17 protein-coding genes are annotated in these 24,615 nt (G+C 44.8%); 15 read left to right on the plus strand and 2 right to left on the minus strand.

Annotation, left to right across the window (positions count from 1 at the left end; all coding sequences use genetic code 11):
- Nucleotides 1-385: 385 nt before the first annotated feature.
- The 10 genes from ABR189_RS04125 to ABR189_RS04170 all read left to right on the plus strand — a co-directional run bounded on the left by ABR189_RS04125 (nt 386) and on the right by ABR189_RS04170 (nt 17,450).
- Nucleotides 386-1,663: a Gfo/Idh/MocA family oxidoreductase gene (locus ABR189_RS04125; RefSeq protein ID WP_354659178.1), complete on the plus strand. Its 1,278-nt coding sequence runs from the start codon at nt 386-388 to the stop codon at nt 1,661-1,663.
- 122 nt (nt 1,664-1,785) lie between these two features.
- Nucleotides 1,786-5,190 (plus strand): DUF1080 domain-containing protein, encoded by a 3,405-nt coding sequence (locus tag ABR189_RS04130; RefSeq protein WP_354659179.1) that lies wholly within the window; start codon nt 1,786-1,788, stop codon nt 5,188-5,190.
- Nucleotides 5,191-5,691: 501 nt separating this feature from the next.
- Nucleotides 5,692-5,916 carry a hypothetical protein gene (locus tag ABR189_RS04135; protein WP_354659180.1) on the plus strand — a complete coding sequence of 75 codons (225 nt, stop codon included), beginning with the start codon at nt 5,692-5,694 and terminating at the stop codon, nt 5,914-5,916.
- A gap of 453 nt (nt 5,917-6,369) precedes the next feature.
- Nucleotides 6,370-6,954 carry an RNA polymerase sigma factor gene (locus ABR189_RS04140; protein ID WP_354659181.1) on the plus strand — a complete coding sequence of 195 codons (585 nt, stop codon included), beginning with the start codon at nt 6,370-6,372 and terminating at the stop codon, nt 6,952-6,954.
- A 92-nt stretch (nt 6,955-7,046) separates the two neighbouring features.
- Nucleotides 7,047-8,228: a FecR family protein gene (locus tag ABR189_RS04145; RefSeq protein ID WP_354659182.1), complete on the plus strand. Its 1,182-nt coding sequence runs from the start codon at nt 7,047-7,049 to the stop codon at nt 8,226-8,228.
- A gap of 281 nt (nt 8,229-8,509) precedes the next feature.
- Nucleotides 8,510-11,923 (plus strand): TonB-dependent receptor, encoded by a 3,414-nt coding sequence (locus tag ABR189_RS04150; protein WP_354659183.1) that lies wholly within the window; start codon nt 8,510-8,512, stop codon nt 11,921-11,923.
- Nucleotides 11,924-11,935: 12 nt separating this feature from the next.
- Complete coding sequence (locus tag ABR189_RS04155; protein WP_354659184.1) at nt 11,936-13,558, plus strand: RagB/SusD family nutrient uptake outer membrane protein; 1,623 nt, start codon at nt 11,936-11,938, stop codon at nt 13,556-13,558.
- A 25-nt stretch (nt 13,559-13,583) separates the two neighbouring features.
- A complete protein-coding gene (locus ABR189_RS04160) occupies nt 13,584-14,615 on the plus strand; it encodes a hypothetical protein (protein ID WP_354659185.1) in 1,032 nt (343 codons plus the stop codon).
- Nucleotides 14,616-14,638: 23 nt separating this feature from the next.
- The gene (locus ABR189_RS04165) at nt 14,639-15,613 is read left to right on the plus strand and encodes a hypothetical protein (RefSeq protein ID WP_354659186.1); all 975 of its coding nucleotides are present in this window, start codon (nt 14,639-14,641) and stop codon (nt 15,611-15,613) included.
- A gap of 1 nt (nt 15,614) precedes the next feature.
- Nucleotides 15,615-17,450 (plus strand): hypothetical protein, encoded by a 1,836-nt coding sequence (locus ABR189_RS04170; protein ID WP_354659187.1) that lies wholly within the window; start codon nt 15,615-15,617, stop codon nt 17,448-17,450.
- Here the strand turns inward: ABR189_RS04170 and ABR189_RS04175 are convergent.
- Together ABR189_RS04175 and ABR189_RS04180 are read right to left on the minus strand one after the other, a co-directional pair.
- Nucleotides 17,431-18,228 carry a M90 family metallopeptidase gene (locus ABR189_RS04175; RefSeq protein WP_354659188.1) on the minus strand — a complete coding sequence of 266 codons (798 nt, stop codon included), beginning with the start codon at nt 18,226-18,228 and terminating at the stop codon, nt 17,431-17,433. The genes ABR189_RS04170 and ABR189_RS04175 overlap by 20 nt on opposite strands.
- Before the next feature lie 167 nt (nt 18,229-18,395).
- The gene (locus tag ABR189_RS04180) at nt 18,396-19,286 is read right to left on the minus strand and encodes a helix-turn-helix domain-containing protein (RefSeq protein ID WP_354659189.1); all 891 of its coding nucleotides are present in this window, start codon (nt 19,284-19,286) and stop codon (nt 18,396-18,398) included.
- A gap of 139 nt (nt 19,287-19,425) precedes the next feature.
- On the opposite strand from ABR189_RS04180, the gene ABR189_RS04185 reads away from it, so the two are divergent.
- The 5 genes from ABR189_RS04185 to ABR189_RS04205 all read left to right on the plus strand — a co-directional run bounded on the left by ABR189_RS04185 (nt 19,426) and on the right by ABR189_RS04205 (nt 24,587).
- The gene (locus tag ABR189_RS04185; protein WP_354659190.1) at nt 19,426-20,349 is read left to right on the plus strand and encodes a dihydrodipicolinate synthase family protein; all 924 of its coding nucleotides are present in this window, start codon (nt 19,426-19,428) and stop codon (nt 20,347-20,349) included.
- Nucleotides 20,350-20,488: 139 nt separating this feature from the next.
- Nucleotides 20,489-21,484 carry a 4-hydroxyproline epimerase gene (locus ABR189_RS04190; protein WP_354659191.1) on the plus strand — a complete coding sequence of 332 codons (996 nt, stop codon included), beginning with the start codon at nt 20,489-20,491 and terminating at the stop codon, nt 21,482-21,484.
- Nucleotides 21,485-21,532: 48 nt separating this feature from the next.
- Nucleotides 21,533-22,777, plus strand: a complete 1,245-nt coding sequence (locus tag ABR189_RS04195; RefSeq protein WP_354659192.1) for an NAD(P)/FAD-dependent oxidoreductase — start codon at nt 21,533-21,535, stop codon at nt 22,775-22,777.
- Between the two features lie 58 nt (nt 22,778-22,835).
- Complete coding sequence (locus ABR189_RS04200; RefSeq protein WP_354659193.1) at nt 22,836-23,486, plus strand: RNA polymerase sigma factor; 651 nt, start codon at nt 22,836-22,838, stop codon at nt 23,484-23,486.
- Nucleotides 23,487-23,537: 51 nt separating this feature from the next.
- Nucleotides 23,538-24,587: a FecR family protein gene (locus ABR189_RS04205; RefSeq protein ID WP_354659194.1), complete on the plus strand. Its 1,050-nt coding sequence runs from the start codon at nt 23,538-23,540 to the stop codon at nt 24,585-24,587.
- Nucleotides 24,588-24,615 lie beyond the last annotated feature (28 nt).

Below are 24,615 nucleotides of genomic sequence, written 5' to 3' on the forward strand. Positions count from 1 at the left end.
CATAGGGTGGACACAAATAAGATGACATTAAGGGTAAATAGCTCAACATAACACAAGCAGTTAAAGGCTAAAAGCCAATTGCTAACAGCTTCTTTAAATTAACAGCTAATGGCTAATCACCAATAGCTTCAACATAACATAATAGCTCGGAGCTCAAAGCTCACAGCTAGCAGCTTTTTAAGACAGAACAGTAACAGTTGTAGGTTTAGAAATAACCGGAATATTCCTATTCCGGTTTTTTTATTGTCTGGCCCCGGGAGATTAGTGTTGCCTCATATATTTTTACCACTTATCAATAATTTGTTGTTTGGCTAGGAGCAATTAGCAAAACTTTTTATCTTGTTCGCTTCACTTAACCAATTTTATAATTTTATTACTACGTTCAATGGCTGAAAAACAAAGCAACTCAAGGCGGACGTTCCTTAAAAACACGCTCGGAACCCTGGCCGCTTTCACAATTGTTCCACGGCATGTATTAGGGCGTGGCTATCTGGCCCCCAGTGACACACTTACCAAAGCGGTAGTAGGTACAGGCGGCATGGGGCGTGGCCATTTTGGTTACGCTGGCACCCGGGTAGTAGCACTTTGTGATGTGGACCGTAAACATTTACAACTGGGATTGGATATGTTGGGCGGCAGTGGCAAAGGCATCAAAACGTTTGCTGATTATCGTGAGTTGATCCAGTTACCCGAAGTTGATATCGTGCATGTGGCTACCCCTCCGCACTGGCATGGTATCATTGCTGCAGATGCAGCGCGCGCCGGCAAAGATATCTGGTGCGAAAAGCCAATGACAGCTACTATAGGTGAAGGAAAGCGCTTAGTGGAGGCTGTACAGCAACATGGCCGTATATTCCGGCTCAATACCTGGTTCCGTTTCGATGATACGTTCTACGGAATGGGGACTACGGTAAAACCTATTAAAAAACTGGTAGATAGCGGATTGCTGGGCTGGCCTTTGAAAGTGACCGTAAGCAAGCACACCGGTTTCGACTGGAAGTTCTTCTGGGTAGGTAAAACCAACCTGGAGCCAATGGCTGTGCCAAAAGAGCTGGACTACGATATGTGGCTTGGCCCTGCTCCTTACAAACCTTATAACCCGCATCGTGTACACCAGACCTTCCGTGGCTACTGGGATTATGATGGTGGTGGATTAGGTGATATGGGACAACATTATCTGGATCCTATCCAGTATTTCCTGGGTAAGGATGATACCAGCCCTGTTTCTGTAGAAATAGATGCTCCTCAGCAACATACAGATGCCGTAGGTACCTGGAAGCGGATCACTTATACCTATGCCGATGGCTGCCAGATCATACTGGATGGTGAAGGCAAGGATGATAAGGCCGCTTATATTGAAGGACCAAAAGGAAAATTATACCCTGGTTTCCGTTCTGATATTCAGGACCTCGACAAGAAGCTGGCTGCATTCCCTGACCCTGCACCACAGGTAACTGATTTTGTAGAAGCAGTGAAAGGCCGCAAAAAATTTGCCCTGAACGAAGAAAACGGACATCGCTCTGCTACCATCGTTAACATGGGTAAAATAGCTTTACAGTTAGGCCGCAACCTGAAATTTGATCCTGTTAAACAGGAGTTTATTGATGACGAAGGGGCTAACAGGCTTATTTTCCAACCTATGCGCGGACCCTGGACCATTTAAGTTTGCCATCTCAAAATCTCTAAACGTTAATATAGTGAGATGAATACCTGGCCGGGATGATCATTACCCAGAGGGCTGGATGCGAGGTTCCTTCGATCGCTGTAAAGAACAAAAACTTACGAATGAAAAGAATATTAATCGTTTTGCTGTTACTGCTTTGTTGTAGCGTACAACAGCAAACAATAGCGCAGGCCAAAACAGATCAGCGCGCATTTAATACCAAGATTGCGGATCTGCTGATGCTTTTCCCTGCACAAGACCAGGCCAAATTAAATGCCAATATGGAAACACTGGCATCCCTGGGTGAAAAAGGGTTGCTGGAAATGGCTACCATGCTGGCGCCTGCCGGCAAGGGTGATAACACACAACTGCAATACGCTATCGGTGGTTTTTCCTTTTACGTGATGCAACCAGGTAAAGATGACCTGCGCAGCTGGGCGGTAAAAGCTTATTGCCAGGCATTAAACAAAGTAGCTGATAAGGAAAATAAAGCATTCCTGATCTCCCAGCTGCAAAGAACCGGTAAAGACGATGCAGTGGACTGCCTGACATCCTATCTGTCAGATGAGCGCCTTTGTGATCCTGCTGCACGGGCTTTGGTGAAGATCAATACATCTGCAGGCAATAAAGCACTGCTGCAGGCATTGTCTTCAGCCAGCGGTGCTACCCGTATTTCATTGGTAGAAGCATTGGCGGATACGCGTTACAGTGAGGCTGCGGCTGCTATTGCGCCACTGGTTAACAATGATGATAAGAAACTGGTGAAAGTAGCTTCTTTTGCCCTGGCCAGCATAGGAGATCCTTCTTCTGCTGCTGCGTTGGGAAGTGCAGCTGCTAAAAGTGGTTATACATATGATGTAACAGATGCTACCAGCAATTACCTGCTATATATCAAACAGCTGATCGCAAATGGTCATACTGCACAGGCATCTAAATTAGCTGCTGCCCTGTTAAAGCAATGTACGCAGGATACACAGGCACACACCCGTGCTGCTGCATTGAAATTCCTGGTAGATATGCAGGGGGAGAAAAGCGTATCCTTACTCACCACTGCTGCTGCCGACAAGAATAATACTTACCGGGAAGCTGCATTGAAATTTGCAGCACCTTATGTAGCCAATAATATCGCTCCCTGGTTAAAACAACTGAGCAAGGGGAATGCTACTACTAAAGCAGGTATCGTTACCATGCTGGGTAATAACGGTGTAAAAGCAGCGTTGCCTGCTGTTTTAAAGCTGTTGCAAAGCAAGGATGCTGGTGTGAAATTAGCTGCCATTACAGCTGCCGGACAAATAGGCCAGCAGGATGTATTACCGGCTTTGTTACCTATCCTTAAAAATGGTAATGCCGCTGAATTGTCTGCTGTAAAGAACGCACTGCTTACCATGAAAGGAAGTGACGTGGCAGCACAGGTAGGTAATGCATTGCCTGGTATGCCGTCTGCAGCACAGGTGGCATTGATCGATGTACTGGCTGCACGTAAGGCAGACAGTGGCATTGGTAATGTATTACCACTGGCACAGGGTCAGGATGAAACCGTGCGTAAATCTGCACTGGGTGCATTAAAGAACCTGGTAACCGCCAATAACCTGCCTAGCCTGTTTACGCTGTTGGGTACTGCTTCTCAGCCGGATGATATCGCTAATCTGCAAAGTGCAGTGGTAGCAGCTACCAGTGGTAGTACGCCTGAACAGCGTGCTGCTGCAGTGCTGGCACAAATGAAACAATCACCTGCGGATCAGCAATACCGCTTTTTTGATATCCTCGCAGGTATCGGTGGTAAAGATGCTTTACAGGTAGTAGCTGATGGTTTTGATAAAGGAAATGCACAAACGAAAGAAGCCGCAGTAAAGGCTTTGTCCCAATGGTCGGATGATGGTGCTGCACAGGCATTATTAAACATCAGCCGTAATGCAGGCAATGGTGCTTACCTGGATCAGGCCCTGCAGGGATATATCAACCTGACTGCAAAGGCAGATGCGCCAGCGGAACAAAAATTCTTAATGTTGCGCAATGCCATGGAAGTGGCTAAAACACCTGCACAGCAGAAAGCTATCATGAAAGGTGTACAAAAGTGTAAAACTTTACCTGCACTGATCTTTGCCGGTAGTTATTTAGATCAGCCTGCTGTACAGCAGGAAGCTGCTGCTGCAGTAATGAATATTGCTTTATCCAACAAAGCTTTTACGGGTACTACCGTACGGAGCCTGCTGGAAAAAACTATCCAGGTGCTGAAAGGCCAGGACAGTGATTATCAGAAAGAATCTATCCGTAAGCATCTGGCAGAAATGCCTGCCGGCGATGGATTTGTATCTATGTTCAATGGAAAAGACCTGACCGGTTGGAAAGGACTGGTAGCTGATCCGGTGAAACGCGCCAAAATGGATGCTAAAACACTGGCTGCTGAACAGAAAAAAGCAGATGAAGAAATGCGTAGCGGATGGTCTGCTAAAGATGGCCTGTTAGTATTCGGCGGCAAAGGCAATAACCTCTGCACTGAAAAGAAATACGGCGATTTTGAAATGTTTGTAGACTGGAAAATTACCAAAGATGGCGATGCTGGTATCTACCTGCGTGGCACCCCACAGGTACAGATCTGGGATATTGCCCGCGTAGATGTGGGTGCTCAGGTAGGCTCCGGTGGCTTGTATAATAATCAGGTGAACGAAAGCAAACCTTTAAAACTGGCAGATAACCCGGTAGGTGAGTGGAACAACTTCCATATCATCATGAAGGGTGATCGTGTTACGGTTTATCTCAATGGAGTACTGGTGGTAGACAATATTATCCTGGAAAACTTCTGGGATCGTAACCTGCCTATTTTTATTGCTGAACAGATTGAGCTGCAGGCACATGGTACTTATGTAGCTTACCGTGATCTGTACATCCGCGAAATTCCTACGCCTAAACCTTTCACTTTAAGTGACCAGGAAAAGAAAGAAGGATACAAAATACTGTTTGATGGTACTAACATGCACAATTGGACCGGTAATACCAAAGATTACGTGATCGAAGATGGTGCTATTGTTATCTACCCTAATGGTGGTAATGGCGGTAACCTGTACACTAAAGAAGAATTCAGCGACTTTACTTTCCGTTTTGAGTTCATGCTTACACCTGGTGCCAACAATGGTTTAGGGGTGCGTGCTCCGTTGAATGGGGATGCTGCTTACGAAGGAATGGAACTGCAGATTCTGGACAACGAAGCGGATATCTATAAAAACCTGCACGTATATCAATACCATGGCTCTGTATATGGTGTCATTCCAGCCAAACGCGGCTTTTTAAAGCCTGTGGGCGAGTGGAACTATGAAGAAGTAACCATGAAGGGTAGTAAAGTAAAAGTAACCCTGAATGGTACTGTGATCCTGGACGGCGACCTGGCGGAAGCCCGCAAAAATGGTGCAATGGATGGTAACAAACATCCGGGTATCCATCGTGAAAAAGGACACTTCGGTTTCCTCGGACATGGTTCTGTGGTGAAATTTAAAAACATCCGGGTAAAAGACCTGAGTGGTAAAAAATAATTGAATCAAAGGAGGCTGCAGGGACCATTTTCCTGTAAGTTCCGGAACGCTGCATGTGTATCTTAGGATGCATATGCAGCGTTTTTTTTGCTACCTGGTTGATTATTAATTGTTTAAGATATAACGTGATTTCAGGTATTTGTTAAGTGGATGTTAACACGGGAACAATCCGCACGTTTACGAGGAATAATAAGCGTTTGACGAAGACAGCGATCCACGCTTCACCGCAATGGCTATCTTTGTTAAGGTTTTTCATAGGATATGGTTAAAAAATTAGGCGGTATTCTTACCGCTTTTTTTATTTTATATATCTGAAGGGCGTTTTATTGAAGCCTAACCCATTAAATCTCCACATTTTATTTATCAGCATGTGTGCTGGGGGGCTCCCCACTTTACGGCGCTTTTTCCCCGTTTTTAATACCTGGAATAATGGAAATCATGATGGTATTGAAGTGCTTGTTTTGGCCTGTGATTTGTTCCTAAGTATAAAAAAAGATACATATGGAAGCATTCACTGTAAAAATAGGCAGCCGGCGGTTTGATGTTATTTCCTATTTTGAAACTCGTGCCAGCCGTTTTAAAGTACTGATTGATGATCAGGAGGTAATGTTGGAAACGGATGAAGATGGGTGCATCCGCGCCAGGGAAGGTACCCCGCACCGTCGGGCCTATAATATCAGCCTGTTGAATGCAATAGCAGATGGCATTGCCGCGCATTATGCCTGATACATAAGGTCTTATGGATGTAAGAAAACACTTGAATTTTATTAATCTATTGATAATTATATTCTTATGTAAAAACATGTTTATGAATGCTTGTTAAGTGGATGTTAACACGGGAGTAATCCACACGTTCACGAGGAATATTAAGCGTTTGACGAAGACAGCGATACGTGCCTCACTGTAATGGCTATCTTTGTTAAGGTTTTTCATAGGATATGGTTAAAAAATTAGGCGGTATTCTTACCGCTTTTTTTATTTTATATACTTCCGGAGCAGTTACAGACTGCCGATAAAACCACCAATAGCCATTAAAGACCACCTCAGAAGGTTGCCGGAATGATTCATTACTTTTTTCATTACTTTTAGAGCTGTCAGACCAACCGGTCCTGCTTTAGCCAAACGACGGCCAGGCATATAGGTATTGGGTACTGTAAAGGGTTAGTCTAATGAGGATACATGAGTACGTTTAATGAGAAAGAATTATTCCAGCGGGTGGCGGATGGTGATGAAAATGCCTTTCGGGAAATATTCCATGAATATAATGCCAGACTGTTGCCCTTTATTCTTAAGATTTGCAAATCACCCTTGATAGCGGAAGAGATTGTGCAGGAAGTCTTTCTTCGGGTATGGATTAACCGCGAAGACCTGGCTAATATGGACCAGCCTGTATCCTGGTTGTACAAAGTCGCTGCTAATCTTGCTATTTCCTATCTGCGGAAGGAAGCCGTGAATGAAAAAAAATTGTTACACCTGGCTACCACTTCAGCGCCTGCCCGTAATGATGTTATAGATAAACTGACCACTAAGGAAATACAATTATTAATTGAAAAAGCAGCCAGGCAACTGCCGCCCAGGCGTCAGCAGATTTACCGGCTCAGCCGGCAGGATGGCCTTAACCATAAAGAGATTGCCGAAAAATTATCTCTTTCTCAAAATACGGTGAAAGACCAATTAGTGATTGCGCTGAAATATATAAGGGAATATATCCGGAAAGAATCGGGTGTGTCTATCTCTGTACTGCTCTTGTTATCCCTCCTCTGATTTTTTTTAAAAGAGAACAGTCCTTCTTACTTTCTGCTGCGTTATATATATAATGAGGGCATCCATCAATCAATCATAGCTCAAATCCTAACATGTTGAATAAGGAACGGATACAGTATTTGCTAAAACAATATTTTGCAGGCAATATAACCGCTGAAGAACGCACTATGCTGTTTGAAGCACTCGCACACGACCATTCGGAAGGATGGGGAGATAGCCTGCAGCAATTGATGGCAGCAGGAGAGAAGGATCCTTTATATAAAGCTGCGGATTGGGAGCATATTGTGAATAAGATATTGCAATTTGAACAACTGCCGGCAGTACATAAAAACAGAAAGTATATCGGTATATTTTCCCTGCAGCGGCTGACCGCTGCTGCAGCAGTACTTTTAATCGTTACAGCGGGCATATGGTTCTGGTGGTCCCATGATGGACGTAAAGCACAGCAAGAAGATTTGCAGGGTATGATGGTAAATGATGTGCCACCCGGTGGTAATAGCGGAATACTTACACTGGGTGACGGCTCTCAGATAATGCTGGACAGCGCCGGAAATGGTACACTACTTTATCAGGGTAATGCACAGGTTATAAAGGCTGGTAACGGACAGCTTACTTACAATAACACCGGCAGCCCCGGCAAGGTAAGTTATAACACACTCACTACTCCCCGTGGCGGGCAATACCGGGTGACCTTACCAGACGGTACCCGGGTATGGCTGAACGCTGCAAGCTCACTTACTTATCCTACTGCTTTTACAGATAAACAACGGGTGGTGGAATTGACCGGTGAAGGTTATTTTGAAGTGACGGCAAATGCTGCAAAACCTTTTCATGTAAAGGTAAACCAGACAGATATTGCCGTGCTTGGAACCAGCTTTAATGTAATGGCCTATGGAGAAGAAAAAATGCAGCAAACCACTTTGCTGGAAGGAGCCATCCAGTTAAAGACCGGAGAAGCTGCAGTTTTGCTGAAACCCGGACAACAAGGGAATATAGATCAACAGGGTACCCTGCAGGTATTGGACCAGGTAGACCTGGAAGAAGTGACAGGCTGGAAAAATGGGGTATTCCAGTTAAACAGTGCTGATATTCCCGCTGTGATGAGACAAATATCCCGTTGGTATAACGTAGAGGTCGTGTATGAAGGAAAGATGCCGGAAGGACATATTTCAGGAAAAATTGCCATGGACCTCACCCTTGCCCAAGTACTGAAAATACTGGAATTAAGTGGCCTTCATTACCGGCTGGAGAATAAAAAAATAATTGTCATGTAATAGCTATACAAACAACCATTTATTCCACGTATCAACCAAAACCAAACTTAAATTAAACACCACTTATGAACTGAAACAACTTTAGATGAAGGATGTTTTGGCCCAAAAAAGCCGGAAGTGTTGAGACCACCTCCGGCAGGCGTCCGGGCCAAACCATTAACAAATGATCCATTTATTAACTGATTCCGGCTTTACCCAAACACTGTAAAATTATGCATTTGATTGCGCTTTTAAAAGGCATGTTAAAACAATGCCTGTTAGTCAACAAAATAGGGTTGATAATGAAAATGACGGCTTTATTCCTGTTAGTAATCTGTTTACAGGTGAGTGCTACAGGTTTTTCCCAAAACGTTACACTCTCAGAAAAGAACACCTCTCTGAAGGAAGTATTTAAGAAAATTGAAAAACAAACCGGTTACCATTTTGTGTACAGGGATGAATGGCTCAATAACATTGGGAATGTTAGCATTGCAGCCAGTAATATGCCCCTGAGCAATGTGCTGGATCAATGTTTTCATCAGCAACCGCTCACCTATACCATTATCAGGAAAACGGTAGTAGTGCGGCAGTTGGAAAACGTGCCGGTTACAGTTAATGAAAAAAAAGAGATCGCTCCTCCGGTTGATATTAAAGGGAAGGTCACCGATGAGAAAGGGGCGCCGCTTATTGGGGTGAGTGTGAGATGGAAAGATTCCCAGGTGGGTACTGTGACAAATGAAACGGGATACTACTCCCTGCATTTACCCGCCAATAGCGGAATACTCGTATTTACCTACCTGGGATATACTACCCGGGAGGTGGTTCTGAGTGGCCAGACATCGCTGGATGTTACCATGAAGACACAAAGTACCGGATTAAGCGAGGTGGAAGTAGTAGTAGGTTACGGAAAAGTAAACAAGCGTGATTTAACGGGCTCGGTGGCTAGTATCAGGGCAGATGAGATCGGACAATCCAAGGCCACTTCTTTTCAGGAAGCCATTCAGGGTAAACTGGCGGGTGTAAAAGTAGCTTCTTCTTCCGGTGAACCAGGCTCTGCCATGAATATTTCTATCCGGGGCTCCAACACAATCTATGGGGGGACCAGCCCTTTATTTGTAATTGACGGGGTACCTTATGATGCTAATTCGAATGAGGTAGCTGCGGCGAGCATAGGCAACGGTACCGCCTCCAATCCTATGGCTACGCTTAATCCTGCAGACATCGAATCGGTGGATGTACTGAAAGATGCTTCTGCTACTGCTATTTATGGTTCCCGTGGTGCAAATGGCGTGGTGATCATCACTACCAAATCGGGAAAAGCAGGACAATCTGTAATAAACTATGACGGGAACCTGCAGTTTTCATCCAGTACCAGGAAATTACCGGTACTCAGTGCGGAAGAATATCTGGCCTACCGGAAAATAGTAAGTCCGAATACAATATTATTCTACAAGGATACAAACAAAGATGGTTTGTATAATGACCAGGATGAACCGGTGGATCTGGATAAACTGGAAAAGCATAACTGGCAGGATGAAATCCTTCAGACAGGTGTGAGCCAAACACATAATCTGTCTGTAAGCGGAAAGAAAGGAGGGACTTCTTTTGCAGGTGGCGCAGGGTATCTTAACCAGGAAGCGATCATAAAAAATAATAATTACCAGCGGTATAACCTGCGTTTAAAAATTGATCATGAGCAGAACACCAATCTGAAGCTGGGGTTGAATGTAAGTACTGCATTCAGTGAACTGAACGGGGCTACCCAGAGTGGAGGCGGAGATGCATTGTTTAACGGGGTGGTGCAAAATCTGGTCATTTCAAAACCGGTAGAATTTTATGACCCGGTATGGGACAGGGCCGGACAGTATATTTCTCCTGTTACTATGGTCAACAACGCATATAAGAATGTTTCTTTTATGCAAAGTAACCTGAGTGGTTATGTGAATTATGAGCTGGCCAAGGGCCTGTCATTGAATATTTCCGGTGGTGGTATCCTGACCAGTTCCAAAGGAAAGGAATTCTATGGTAAACGTACCAGCTGGGGTGTTGGAGATAATGGTCTGGGAATTATTCAGGAACAGCGTGCCTATTCCTTGTTTAATACCAATCAGCTGACCTATCAGAAATGGTTCAATAAAAACCATTATTTAAATGCGATGGTTGCCTTCGAAACGAATATGTATAATTACGAGTTCTTTTCATTGCAGAAATCAAATTTTGCTGATGAATCCACCGGTATCAATGATATTAATAAAGGCACTAATGTAAAAGCCACCGGATCTTACCGCGATGTTAACAAGCGGCTTTCCTACTTCGGAAGAATTAACTATACGCTGTTGGCCAAACATTTATTTACAGCCACTTTAAGGGCGGATGGCTCTGATAAATTTGGTCCGGGTAAGCGATTCGGTTATTTCCCTTCTCTGGCGTATTCCTGGATGGTAACAGAAGAACCTTTCATGAAAGCACAACAAACTTTCAGCAACCTGAAATTAAGGCTTAGTTACGGGCAAACGGGCAATGAACGTATTGCTTCCTACAGATATCTTTCGGCATTGGAAAATGCGTATTATAACGGCAACCTGGGACTGGCCCCGGCTTCCCGTGCCAACCCTGACCTGAAATGGGAAACAACCATACAGTATAATGCGGGGTTGGATATAGGTATACTCAATAACCGGGTAGCGCTCACCCTGGACCTCTATAACAAAATAACCAGAGATATGCTGCTGCCTGCATATGTGCCCGGCCGTACCGGATATATGCAGCAATGGCAAAACCTGGGAAGAGTGGACAACAAAGGCATTGAGCTGGGGATAACCTCCACCAATATTGATAATAAATATTTCAAATGGCAGACAAATTTTAACATCAGCAGCAACAGGAACGAAGTAAAGAACATCGGTAATATCAACTTTATCCCTGTTACAATGGGAGGTGGGTGGATACAGGATGTAGGCAGGGTTACTGTAGGCCAGCCAATAGGTACCGCTTATGGTTTGGTCTTTGACGGCGTATATCAGCTTAACGATTTTACCTGGCAGAATAATAATGATCCGGCTATCCCGCATGAAGACAGGCAATATCAGCTGAAGGATAAACTACTGAAGGTAGCAGGTGTAAATGTGCGTCCGGGATCGTTCCGTTTCAAAGACCTGAATAACGATGGGGTAATAGATCTGGACCATGACCGCACCACTATCAGCAGAAGTCAGCCCAAATTTTTTGGAGGGATCACGAACAGCTTCTCCTTTAAACAATTTGATCTGAGCCTGTTTTTCGAAGGTTCCTATGGCGCCCAGGTTTTTAATGAATCATTGTACCAGCTGGAAGGAGGAGTACTGGATACCTGGATGAATATCACCAAAGACTTCTTTTATAACCGCTGGACACCGGAAAACCCAACCAACCGCTACGGAGATTTTAACGCACTGAATAAAACGGCTACACTGGCTTCGAGTTATTATGTGGAAGATGCATCTTATTTAAGACTCAAAAATGTATCGCTGGGGTATAGGCTTCCAGGAGCTTTAACAAACAGGATAGGCATCTCCGGTGTAAGGCTCTACTTTACCGGAACTAATCTGATCACCTGGACAAAATACACCGGTTATGATCCGGAGCTGGATTCAGGTAATCCCTTATTGCCTGGATTTGACCGTATTTCCTATCCAAGGTCTAAGTTGTATGTATTTGGATTGAATGTTTCATTTTAATTAAAACCTGCCATGAAAATAGTTAATAATAAAATATACCTGTTATTGCTGATCATTACGATCACTGGCTGCAGCAAGTATCTTGATACCAAACCTTATTCTTTTAATACAGTAGAAAGTTTGTATAAAACAGCGGAAGATGCTGAACTGGGACTAACAGGTTGTTACAGTATACTGAACACTACAGCTGTTCAGGGAACAGGGTTTGGTGAATCTTTTGCGGTAGCAATGCCCTTTATGTTAAGTGCCGGGACTGATGAACTGGTAACGCAGGACGGTTTTACCAATCCTAACTATGCACCCTTTGGTACTGCCGATGTGACCAGTCAGAATGAAACGATCCGGAACAACTGGTTTTTTCTTTATGCAGGGATAAACCGGGTGAATTACCTGCTGGAAAATATATCACAAACTGCTGTAAATGAGAGCCGGAAAAAAGAGATGATCGGGGAGGGACATTTTTTACGGGGCATGCTGTATATGTATCTGGCTACTACGTATGGTGGCGTACCTGTGTACAAATCATCCGTACAGGATCCTGCGGTACCGCGTGCACCCCTGCAGGAAGTGTATGAGCTGGTTATTGCTGATCTTCAGGCAGCTTATGAAACCCTGCCTCATCGTGCAAGCCTGTCAGGCAGAGCCAATAAATGGTCGGCGGCAGGATATCTGGCGAAGGTGTATGCCTATCTGGCTGCTTGTAAGAAGAACAATGTAGGACAGGAGCTGAACTTTGCACTGAATAGCTTTAGCTGGGTGGACGCGGATGATATGTATAACAAACTAAAGACAGTGACGACAGATATTGTCAGCAAAAGCGGCTATAAACTTACGGAACATTACGATTATCTTTTCAGGGAAACTACCAGGAAACAACAGGAAGAAGAAAGCCTGTTTACCGTTCAGGGAAGTACCAGCTCCGTAAACGGTAATTATAACCTCTGGTTGTTCTGGCAGGTGCCAATAGGCAGCAGTGTTGCTGGTGGCGGATATGGATGGTTCCGGCCCACAGGAGAGCTTTTTTATAAGTATAAAGAGGCGGATATCAGAAGGGCGCACAATATGACGCTTTACCTGGATCCGTTAGGACAGACAGAAACTATTGAAGGAATAAAATACTTTATTCCGCTGCCCTGTACAGATCCCAGGAATGGCAACTTCTGTGTGGGTAAATTCAGGTACCGCGACCCTGTTACCAAAACGATTTCCCAGGCGTGGTCAGATGGAAATATCTTACTGCTTCGCTATGCAGATATCCTGTTATTACATGCAGAGGCATTGTATTATACCGGAGATGAGCCAGGTGCCAGAGCCCTCTTAAAAGAAGTACGGCAAAGGGCGGCAGCTGCACCTGCTGATATAGCCGGATTAACCACTGCTTATTTCAAAACAGATTTTAAGGAAGAATTGTTGGAAGAACGCTCCCGTGAGCTCTGCTTTGAGAGCTGGCGGAGAATAGACCTGGTGCGGTTTGGAAAACTGGGGGCCTCCCTGGCAGGATTAAGTAATGATAAAGGAAGATGGAATACCATTGTGCCGGTCATTAAAACAAACTGGAAACCTTACAAAATATGGTTCCCGATACCCAGAACAGAAATTGAATTAAGCCCGCTGGAACAAAATCCAGGTTATTAATAACTGATACTTAAAACGCAAAAACATGATCCATACAATTAAAGTCTATTTATCTGGGATGGTGTTGGCAATGTGTAGCGGAGGTTTAATATCCTGTACTAAACAGCAGGTACAAGCAGATACTCCTGCAACGGTGAATATGCAGGAGTCGTCCATGAAGGGGGCAGGCGCGACGCTGCTGAGCCCGTTATCATTGTTGACGGACCAGGATTTTCAAAAGGGGTTTAATGTGTTACATCCTGTTACAGGAGTAGTACAGGGGCCATTGCAGTATAATTCCGGACTGGGAACGCCGGTATGGAACCTGGCACAGTGGTATAGTGCATCCAGTATTTATGGTGCTACACCGGTGGTATTAGGTTCCGGCTCTTCCCAATTTGCTAACCCCAATAAGGCGGTTACCCTGGGGCCGGTTACCTCGGCAGATGGAAGCCTGATCTTTGCGATGAACGGACAAAGTGAGTTCAATAATGTTTACCGGGGAGCAACAGATCCATTCCCCGCATTGCTGGCAGATCAGAAGATTGCAGACCCTGATGGTTGGCTGGGTACTGCAACACCTTTTATTGGTAGTCTTGCGAATGTGCAGTTCAACATTGATGCGCTGTTACAATATCATACCCGCAATCAGCAAGCAGGTTACAATGCAGCCATCCATGCTATTCAATTCAGTTGTACTTTTCTGATACAAAACCTGCGACCGGGCAATCCAGGTTATGGAAAGTCGATGTATTTCCTGGTGATGTTATTTGATGACAGGTATCCGCTTCCAGGGAAGTCTATATCTACGGACCTTTTTACCGGGAAACTCATTTATGACGTAGGGCTCGCCCCATTTTCTGCTACCGGTCTTACGGTAGGGCAGTGGAAGACGGTTAGCGGAGATATTCTGCCGTTGATAAAAGATGGCCTTAATGAAGCCTGGAATCGTGGTATCTTAACAGAGTCCCAGAGCTTCAATGATTATAAGATTTCGCTGTTTACAATGGGGTGGGAATGTCCGGGATTGAATATTGGTACGATGCAAATAAAAAACCTGAGCCTGGTAGCCAACTGATCAGGAGGATTTAAATACAAGACATGAAAAATAGGTTAACGATCATTTTTGTTTCTATACTGGGTGCTTGTACAAGCACCCAGCCCATTACATCCGGTTCGGCTGCAAAAGCAGATCCGCCAGGAACGGTATCGCTCATTACAGATCCTGGTTTTACACAGGGGATTGTTTTGAGAGGTGCAAATTCCGCTGCTCCCGGTGATAAGGATACGCTATTTCCTTTTAAGAGGAAGAACGGGCAATCAGTATGGAAGCTGGCGGAATGGGGGAGCCGGTATAGTTTAGACGCCAGGCAACCGCAACAACTGGATAGTGGTATCGCTTATGGCGATACCGGAAAGAAAATTACGTTTCAACAGGAAGGTAACACTGCGAAGATCAGTTTTGAAGTACTGGCTTCCCGCGAATTTAAGGCCCCACGAAAGGCTAATGAAGACTGGCCACATCTGTTGCTCGAACAGGAGTTTAATCAGGTGATAAGTGTGAATAAGATGAATGCATTGTTGCTAAAGATGGGTGCCAGGCTCATGTATTGTGATAATAAAACCGAAGCAGGTAAGTATGATGAAGGATTGCATACTGCCCAGTTTTCATTGTATCTGGTTGTAAATAACCTGAATAAAAACTCTGCCGGTTACAAAGATTTTATCTGGTTTGGTGTGCCGTTGTATGATTACCGTTATAAAGATATCCCGGCATACCAGGAAAAAGATCAGGGGAAGGAAGATGCTACCGGCAAATTTATCTACAGCCTTTCCGGAAAAGAAGTGTTTGATGGCAGTTTGCATGATCGGCAATGGACTCCGATATCAATAGATCTGCATCCGGCAATAAAAAAAGCATTCGAAACAGCACAGCAAAACGGCTTTCTGAAATCTTCAACACTGGAAGATATGTATGTATCCGGAATGAATATCGGTTGGGAAGTACCTGGCACCTTTGATGCCGGCATACAGCTGGAAGGAATCAGCTTAAAGGCAGTCACTAAAAGCAAATAGTATGTGGAAGCTGTTTATATTTTTAAGCCTGACAGGTAGTTGGTATACGGATGTGTATGGGATGCACAAAGAGATTGCTTCTCCAGGTAGCATGAAAAGTATTTCACTTGTCAGCAAGCAGGATACTGTTATGCCGGTGGTGATCATTGTAAGGAAAGATGGGGTTGCGGGTAAGGATTGTGATTTTTCCGGCAACAGGGCTATTCAGGATGCGATAGAAAATATCAGGGATGCCGGTCCGGATAAACCTTATCTGATTAAGGTTTATCCGGGGGAGTATGCGGCATTGGAAGTAGCTGCTTTCAATAGTAAGGAGAGCGGTCCCGGCAACTACGCCTTTATCCGGGGAAAAGACTATGTGTCCTTACAAGGTACAGACCGGGAGCAAGTGATCATCCGCGGAGAATTGCCTGATAATCTGGGCGCTACATTCTCTTATGAGAGTTATCAGACAATGTATTGGCATGCCCATAACAGCAGCATAAAGAACCTTACCATAACAGCCCATAATTTGCGGTATCCTGTTCATATTGATGGCGGAGCTACAGGATTGTCTGATGTATATACCTCTTTCAAAGAGGTAACATTGATCCATTATGGCAACGAGGGGGATGCTGCCCGCTGGAAAAGCTGGCATCCCCTCGGATTGGGATTATCACAGGGACAGGTAATAGTAGCAGAAGAATGTATATTTCAATCTCCTTCCTGGCCGCTCTATATGCATACCAATAGTAATTTCAATAAGGCCAGTAAACTGATCTTCAGAAATTGCCGGTTTAATGGAACGGGCGAACATAGGTTGCTGGCCTGTTTGCAAAGCCTGGGCAGCCATCAGCAGGATGAGGTAAGATTGGAAAATTGCACCTGGGATGATGGTTATATCATGCAGGCGAATGATGTGCCTTATTTGTCCTATAAAAGAGAGGACCAGCATTATAATCATTGTGACCTGAAAATAACCGGTCATGGAAACAGCCCTTTTTTGTGGTTGCCAGCTTTCAGAGGGGAAGTATTGAAAATTACCTCGAAAGCATCAGATGGTGGTGCCGTAAGTATAGATACCACGAGCAGCGCTTTTGCTTTGATAATGGGGAATAATGAAAATAGCCACCGGTATTCCACCACGGTAACGGGCGAGGTACAATCAGGAGGTTATGTACGCAGAAAAGGAAAAGGGGTTATAAAAGCATATGCCAGGGGCTGTGTTGATGTAGGGGAGGAAAGCACGGTAAAGAACACTTATATTAAATCACTGGGTAAGCGGTTAGGGAATTGTACAGTTACTCCTAAAACACTGCGCATGATAGTAAACGGCAAAAAGTATGAGGTAGTCTTTAACCAGGATTACATTGGGGAGGGTATAAAGAGTGATAGTATTCCTGCGGCCTATTCCAATCAGCAGATCATTGCAGCTATTCAGGCGGTAATTGGAGAGGTAGCAGAGGTATCACTATGGATAGCCGGGAATGACTATTTCCCTGAATTTACGGATTATGTAACGCGCGCAGTAGCAAAAGAACCTATTCAGAAAGGGATGGCCGTAGTATATGATCCTGCCGGAAAACTCCGGAGAGCAACCGGTATTGAGCATAAGATAGGAGGTATTGCCTTGGATGATATGCTGCCGGGAGAAAAGGGGCGTGTTTTAAAGAAAGGATATATTGCGGCTGGCACAGCTGCCTGTTTTCAGGCGCTTGTAGAAAAAGAACTTGTTGTAAAAAAAGGGGAGCGGCTGGGAATCGGAACTACACCGGGGATACTTAGCCGGTCTGCTACAGGCAAGCCCTTTTATGCTATTGATGATAATGTGTTAGCCTTTAACCTGCAACCCAGGTAGCTGTAACTTTACTGGCCGGATCCTGCTGGAAAATTTGTTTAAGCATAGCATATAGTTCCGGATGATGGGCAGCCAGATGCACCGGTTGTTTAAAGAAATATTCTGATATCACTGCAAAAAATTCACTGTCATTGGTTGCACCATAGGGATTAATATTGGATAGTCCTTCATTGATGCGTGCAATTTCCTGGTGTACCAGGTTTAGCCAGGCTTCGCTGTAGCGGTCCTGTAGCAGATTATGCGGCATACCATCTACTATGCCATCTGATTTGTCCAGCAGATGTACAAATTCATGTATAACGGTATTACTGGAGTCGTATATACTTGAAAAGCCCGCTCTTAAAGCAGATTGCGACAGGATCATCTGGCCATTCAGGGAGCCGCTGCCTACCATTCCTAATATATGACGGCGGTCGCCTTCAAACTGGTATTGTTCATCAAAAGTATCCGGATAGAGGATTACATTGGTAAGATTAAAATATTCCCAGTCTTTAAACCCAAAAACAGGGATGATAGCACCGGCAGCAATCAGTACTCTGTCAAGATTGGTGACCGCAGTTCCTACTCCTTCAATGTGGGTACGCCGCAGGAACCTGGTAGCTTTTTGTTTAAAGACATTTTTTTCATTCGCATTTAACTGTTGATAATAGGGTACTTCCTGCTCCAATAACTGGACAAGATCAACAGGTACCGCCTTCCTTCTTTTTGCCCGTTTTTTAAGCTGGCTGCGGATGAAGAAAAACAATATAATGCTTACTAAAGAGATCAGGAAGTACATGGCGTTTTTTTGAAAATGAAATCAACAATCATTACCTGCAGGTTTATTGATTACAAGGTTCGGGCCCTTCCCGTTCGTGGGTTGTTTTGCTGCCACTGTGACGCTTAGGTAACTATTATCCGGCAATTGCTGCACCGGCATCGCAGAATAGCTGTCACACTGGCGTATCAGGAAGTTTTTCTACCTTCTGTTTGCTGATAACGTTTCTGATATGCACCTGGTGCATGCCCCATAATAGCTTTAAAGGTGCGGTTAAAACTGGTTACATTATTAAAGCCGGCTTCATAAGCTACCATCGCATAAGGCTGGTCCTTTTCGCCCTTTAATAATTTACAGGCATGACTGATTCTTAATTCATTTACAAAATGGATATATGTTTTTCGGGTACGTTTTTTAAAGTACCGGCAAAATGCAGGTACGGTCATATGGGCAATACCTGCAATTTCCTGTAATGTAATATCACGGTGAAAATGCCGGATGCTATGCTGGTATATTTCATTCATCCGCATTCCTTCTTCTTCACTGAAATTCCAGTCGCTTTTTTCCGCAGATAAGGGTGTCAGTTGGCAGCGGCTATAAATATTATCCAGCAATTGGATAAAGGAAACCAGGCGATAGGCCCCTTCGTGCCGGAACAGGTCCTCAAATAGTTGTGTAAGCTGCGCTTTATTTCCCGGAAGGATCCGGTACCCGTTGGCAGAATGTTTTACCATTTCCAGCAGTTGCTGCATCTCAGGGAGCTGGAGTAATTCTCCTCCCGTTTGAGAGGGATGAAAAAAGAAGGTAAGTGCATGAATATATAAAGCAGGATCACCGGTAAAATAGGCGGGGTCGCTTTTAAAGATATGAGGTTGGTTGGCACCTATCCAGAAAATATCTCCCGGCGCAAACAAACCCATATAATTCCCCGCTATCAGTGTACCCTCTCCTTTTAATATCAGGCTGATCTGTATCTCCGGGTGCTGGTGGAGGTGATCATAAAAATGAGGCATTTTGTCCTCTTGTACAATGACAGTAGCTTTTTCTGCTACAGGTATTTTAAAAGAAAGGACTTTCAAAATTTGCTGAAATTTTTATGTTGTATCTACAAGATACGGAAATGGGGTTAATTTTGGTAAAGAAATGATTAATTATAGCCCCAAACGTTCCCTGAAGGCCGGTTACATTTGTTAACAGAACAAAATCTCCACTATAATTATGAAACAACTGAACTGGCAAGGTGTATTCCCTGCATTATTAACGCCTTTTACAAGCAATGACCAGGTTGATGACAGCATGTTTGATAAGAACCTCGCGGCACAGGTGGCTGCTGGTGTAAATGGTATTATCCTGGGGGGATCACTGGGAGAGGCAAGTAGTTTGCTGAATGAAGAAAAATATGCATTGGTAACCCATGCCAAATCGCAATTGAAAGGTAGTGTGCCGGTGGTCATGAATATTGCTGAACAAACTACCCGGGCAGCCATAGAAAGCGCACATGCTGCAGAAAAAGCAGGCGCAGATGGCCTGATGCTCTTACCTCCAATGCGCTATAAGGCAGACGACAGGGAAACGGTAGCTTTTTTCAAAGCGGTGGCAGCGAATACTTCCCTGTCATTGATGATCTATAATAATCCGATCGATTACAAAATAATGGTTACCCTGGATATGTTTGAGGAGCTGGCAGCGTTGCCTAATATCCAGGCCGTAAAAGAGTCTACCCGTGATACGACGAATGTGACCCGGATGATTAACCGTTTTGGTAACCGGTTCCGTATCCTGGGCGGTGTAGATACCCTGGCATTGGAATGTTTGCTGATCGGGGCAGATGGCTGGGTAGCTGGTTTGGTGGATGCTTTCCCACAGGAAACGGTGGCTATCTATCGTCTGGCTAAAGCAGGCCGGATACAGGAAGCACTGGCTATTTACCGTTGGTTTATGCCGGTACTGGAGCTGGATATACAACCTAAGCTGGTACAGTATATTAAGATGGCCGCTGAAGCAACGGGTATTGGTTCGGAGTATGTACGTGCACCAAGATTGGTATTGGAAGGAGAAGAGCGCCAGCGGGTAACTAAAGTGATCCAGGACGCATTGGCCAACCGCCCTGCGTTGCCTGCTTATCTGAATATTCCTGTATGATCATTACCGGAGAATGGGGTTTCAGGCTGATTAAAGCGGATAATAGTACGTTGTAGGCAGTTCGTGGTTAACATTTGATTGTTAATATTTCTGCTATGAGTAGCCCAAGATTAGCAGCTCATAGCTCATCGCTTAACAAATGAAAACATTCTTTTGTATAGATGCGCATACCTGTGGTAATCCTGTCCGGTTGGTGGCAGGAGGGGGACCCGTGTTGAAGGGAAATGATATGATGGAAAAAAGATTACACTTTCTGGCAGAATATGACTGGATCAGAAAAGGGTTGATGTTTGAGCCAAGGGGTCATGATATGATGAGTGGCAGTATTCTTTATCCGCCGCATGATCCGGCTAATGATGCCGGGGTATTGTACATAGAAACCAGTGGTTGCCTGCCTATGTGTGGGCATGGTACGATTGGCACTGTTACGATTGCCATAGAGCAGGGATTGATCACGCCAAAGGTGCCAGGTAAATTACGGTTGGAAACGCCTGCAGGTTTAGTACTGGTAACCTATGTACAGGAAGGCAGCAAAGTAAAGTCGGTGAAGCTGGTGAATGTAAAATCCTTTTTAGCTGCAGCAGCATTGGAAGTGGAATGCCCCGACCTGGGCACATTGCACGTAGATGTGGCCTATGGGGGCAATTTTTATGCTATTGTAGACCCGCAGCAAAACTTTCCCGGACTGGAACATTATAAGGCAGAACAACTGGTAGCATGGAGCCGGGTATGCCGGCAACGGTTAAATGAAAAATACACTTTTGTTCACCCCGAAAATGAAAACATCCATGGGGTGAGCCATTTGTTATGGACGGGGGCTACCTTGTCGCCGGAGGCTACTGCACGCAACGCCGTTTTTTATGGTGATAAGGCAATTGACAGGTCGCCCTGTGGTACAGGCACGTCTGCAAGGATGGCCCAGTGGTATGCTAAAGGAAAGCTAAAGGAAGGCGACCGTTTTATTCATGAAAGTATTATCGGTTCCCGGTTTACAGGAACAGTAGAAGCAGTTACCACAGTAGGTGGTAAACCGGCTATTGTACCTGGTATTGAAGGGTGGGCCATGGTGATGGGGTTTAATACTATCCTGATGGATGAGGAGGATCCTTATGTTCATGGATTTCAGGTAATATAAACAACGATAAAGGAGATGAAACCGTCTTTGATTAATAATAGATAATTCATGAAAGCAGTTGTAATAGGTGGCGGCATCATAGGTCTTTGCAGTGCATGGTATTTGTTGCAGGATGGATGGGAGGTAACGGTATTGGATAAAGGTGATTTATCGAACAATTGTTCCTATGGTAATATGGGAATGATTGTACCAAGTCACTTTGTACCACTTGCTGCACCTGGTATGGTACAGCAAGGGATCCGGTGGATGTTCAACAGCCGCAGTCCCTTTTATGTAAAGCCGAGGCTCAGCAGGGAGTTATTTTCCTGGGGTTGGCAATTCATGAAAAGTGCTACGGCTGCTAAAGTAGAACAGGCGGCTGCACCACTGCGGGATATTAATTTGCTGAGCAGGCATTTGTATGAGCAGTTGGCCACTACGCCAGGGTTCAACTTTGGCATGGAGCAGAAAGGTATTATCATGTATTACAAAACAGCGGCGGTACGCGATGAAGAAGCACACCTGGCAGAAAAAGCGGTTAAAATGGGACTGGATGCTGCTGTACTGGATAAAGCAGCATTGCAGCAATTAGAACCGGCGGTACAACTGAATGTATTGGGTGGGGTACACTATCGTTGTGATGCACACCTCTACCCAAACGGCCTGATGCAACAGTTATTGCGGGCATTGCAGGAACGGGGCGTGAAAATAACAGGAGGCCAGCAGGTAGAAAAGATAATAAGCAGTAATGGAAAAGTGAAAGCAGTGATTACTGCTGCCGGAAGTCATACGGCTGATCTGTTTGTGGTGGCAGCAGGTTCCTGGAGTGCGGCGATTGCCCGCATGGCTGGTATTAACATTCCCTTGCAACCCGGGAAGGGATATTCTGTCACTTTAAACCAACCAGCCGTGAGCCTGCAGGTACCTGCCATTTTGTGTGAGGCCAGGGTAGCACTTACGCCGATGCGTGGCAAACTACGTTTTGGCGGTACCATGGAAATTGCGCCTGCTAATAATACGGTGAATATGAAAAGGGTGGAAGGAATTGTGCAGTCTATTGGTCAGTATTTTGAGAACTTAAATATCACGATGCCGGATAAAAATGAAGTGTGGCACGGTTTCCGGCCTTGTACGCCGGATGGCCTGCCATTTATCGGATATGCGAAAGGAACAGATAACCTGTTGCTGGCAGGAGGACATGCCATGATGGGGCTAAGCCTTGGTCCGGCTACGGGTAAGCTGATAGCAGAGCTGGCAGGACATCAGGCACCCAGTGTGGGGATATCCCATTTTAGTCCCGGTAGATTTAACTGATAGCAAAGTATATCAGTAGTCCCGGATTATTATCAACCAACTATTTAATCTTGCTATTATGGTTATTCAGGAGCAAACCCCGCCAATGGCAGATGTAGAGCCCCGCCATTTATATGAAAAAGATTATGCCTGTTTCTGGAACGAAGTACAACAAAATAATGAACAGGCGCTTTATAAAATTTACCAGGACATCTATGATAATCTCTATCATTATGGTGTATCTGTAGTATTAGATAAAGCCCTGGTAAAGGAAGCTATCAATGATGTGTTTGTTTCGCTCTGGCAAAAACGCGGACAACTGGAAACGCCTAAGAATGTAAAGGGGTATATTTTTGTTTGTTTTAAAAGAAGGATGTATAAATTGTTGACCCGCCGCCACCGGGAGCTGGAAAAGCAGGATAGCCTGTTATTCCGGGAGCCGGAAGAAAAGCCCTATGAAGAAGTGCTGATAAAGCTGGAAACTGATATCCAGCTGCAGCAGAAAATGGAACGTATGCTGGCGTTGCTCACCGTGCGCCAGAAAGAGTTCATCAGAATGCGGTTCTATGAAAACCTGAGTATGGAAGAAATCTCTCTTAAAACGGCTACTTCTGTCAGAACGATCTATAATACGATCCATAATGCCCTGGTTCGTATCCGGGAGGTGTATTCGGATGTGGCTGTCGTCTCACTGCTGCTGCTTTTGCTGGATTTGCAAAATAATTCCTGATTCTTTGGTAAAAAGTACAAAACCGGGGCCTCTTTATAAAAAAGGCCCGGCATGGAGTTACAACAATACAAAGCAGAAGATTTTATCCTTAATGATTCTTTTGTACGCTACTGTTTGCGCAGTAATGATACGGATGTGCAATTCTGGGAAAACTGGCTGCTGAGATATCCCCATAAGCAGGCTGAGGTAGATAAGGCCAGGGAATGGATATTTATGCTCGGCCTTCGCCTTACTCCTGAAGAAAAAGAAGCGGAGTTTCAGTCGCTCCAGGAGCGCATTAGCACTATCACACCTGCTACAGAGGAACCTCCCATAGCCACTTCGGTTGTTGCCATCCGGTCGCGATGGAAAACCATATTCCGCATTTCCGCCGCCGCCATACTCCTGTTGGCAACCGTTACCTGGTTAAGAAAAACAACCCACCCCGACAGTACAGGAACCGGTGCTGCTGATTATGCATTGTTTGAAGCAGGTGACAGCATTCGTAAAACTATTGTACTGGCGGATGGCAGCCGGGTGATATTGAACACCCATAGCAAACTGAAAGTACCTGCTGCCTATAATGTTACACAGCGCCAGCTATTCCTCGAAGGGGAGGCTTATTTTGAAGTAGCAGCTGTAGCTGCCAAACCTTTTGTGGTAACAGCCAATCAATTGGCCGTAAAAGCATTAGGGACTGCTTTTAAAGTACGTGCGTATGCTTTTGATACTGCTACTTACGTGGCGCTGGTGAATGGCAGGGTAAGGGTAGTGGATACTGCGCAGGCAACCAGTGCTATGGAGCTGGCACCAGGGCAACAGCTCTCAGGAGTACCTCACCGTAACACGTTTGTCAGGACCACCTTTGATATGAACCGCGAATTAAACTGGCGTTCCGGCAAACTCATTTTTGAAGACGCTTCCCTCACGGATATTGCAGCTACGCTGGAATACTGGTATGGTGTTAAAGTGCATCTCACTCCGGGAAAGTATAAACCTATCCGCTTCAACGGCATTTTTGTAAATAAATCAGTGCATGAAGTACTGTCAGCTATCTGTTTTGTAAACGGGCTTTATGTGAAAGAAAAAGACCAGGCACTTTATATACAGGCAAACCCTTAATGGCATCGTAAGCCACTATACCACTAAT

It is taken from the genome of Chitinophaga sp. H8, from assembly GCF_040567655.1.
Taxonomy (GTDB): domain Bacteria; phylum Bacteroidota; class Bacteroidia; order Chitinophagales; family Chitinophagaceae; genus Chitinophaga; species Chitinophaga defluvii.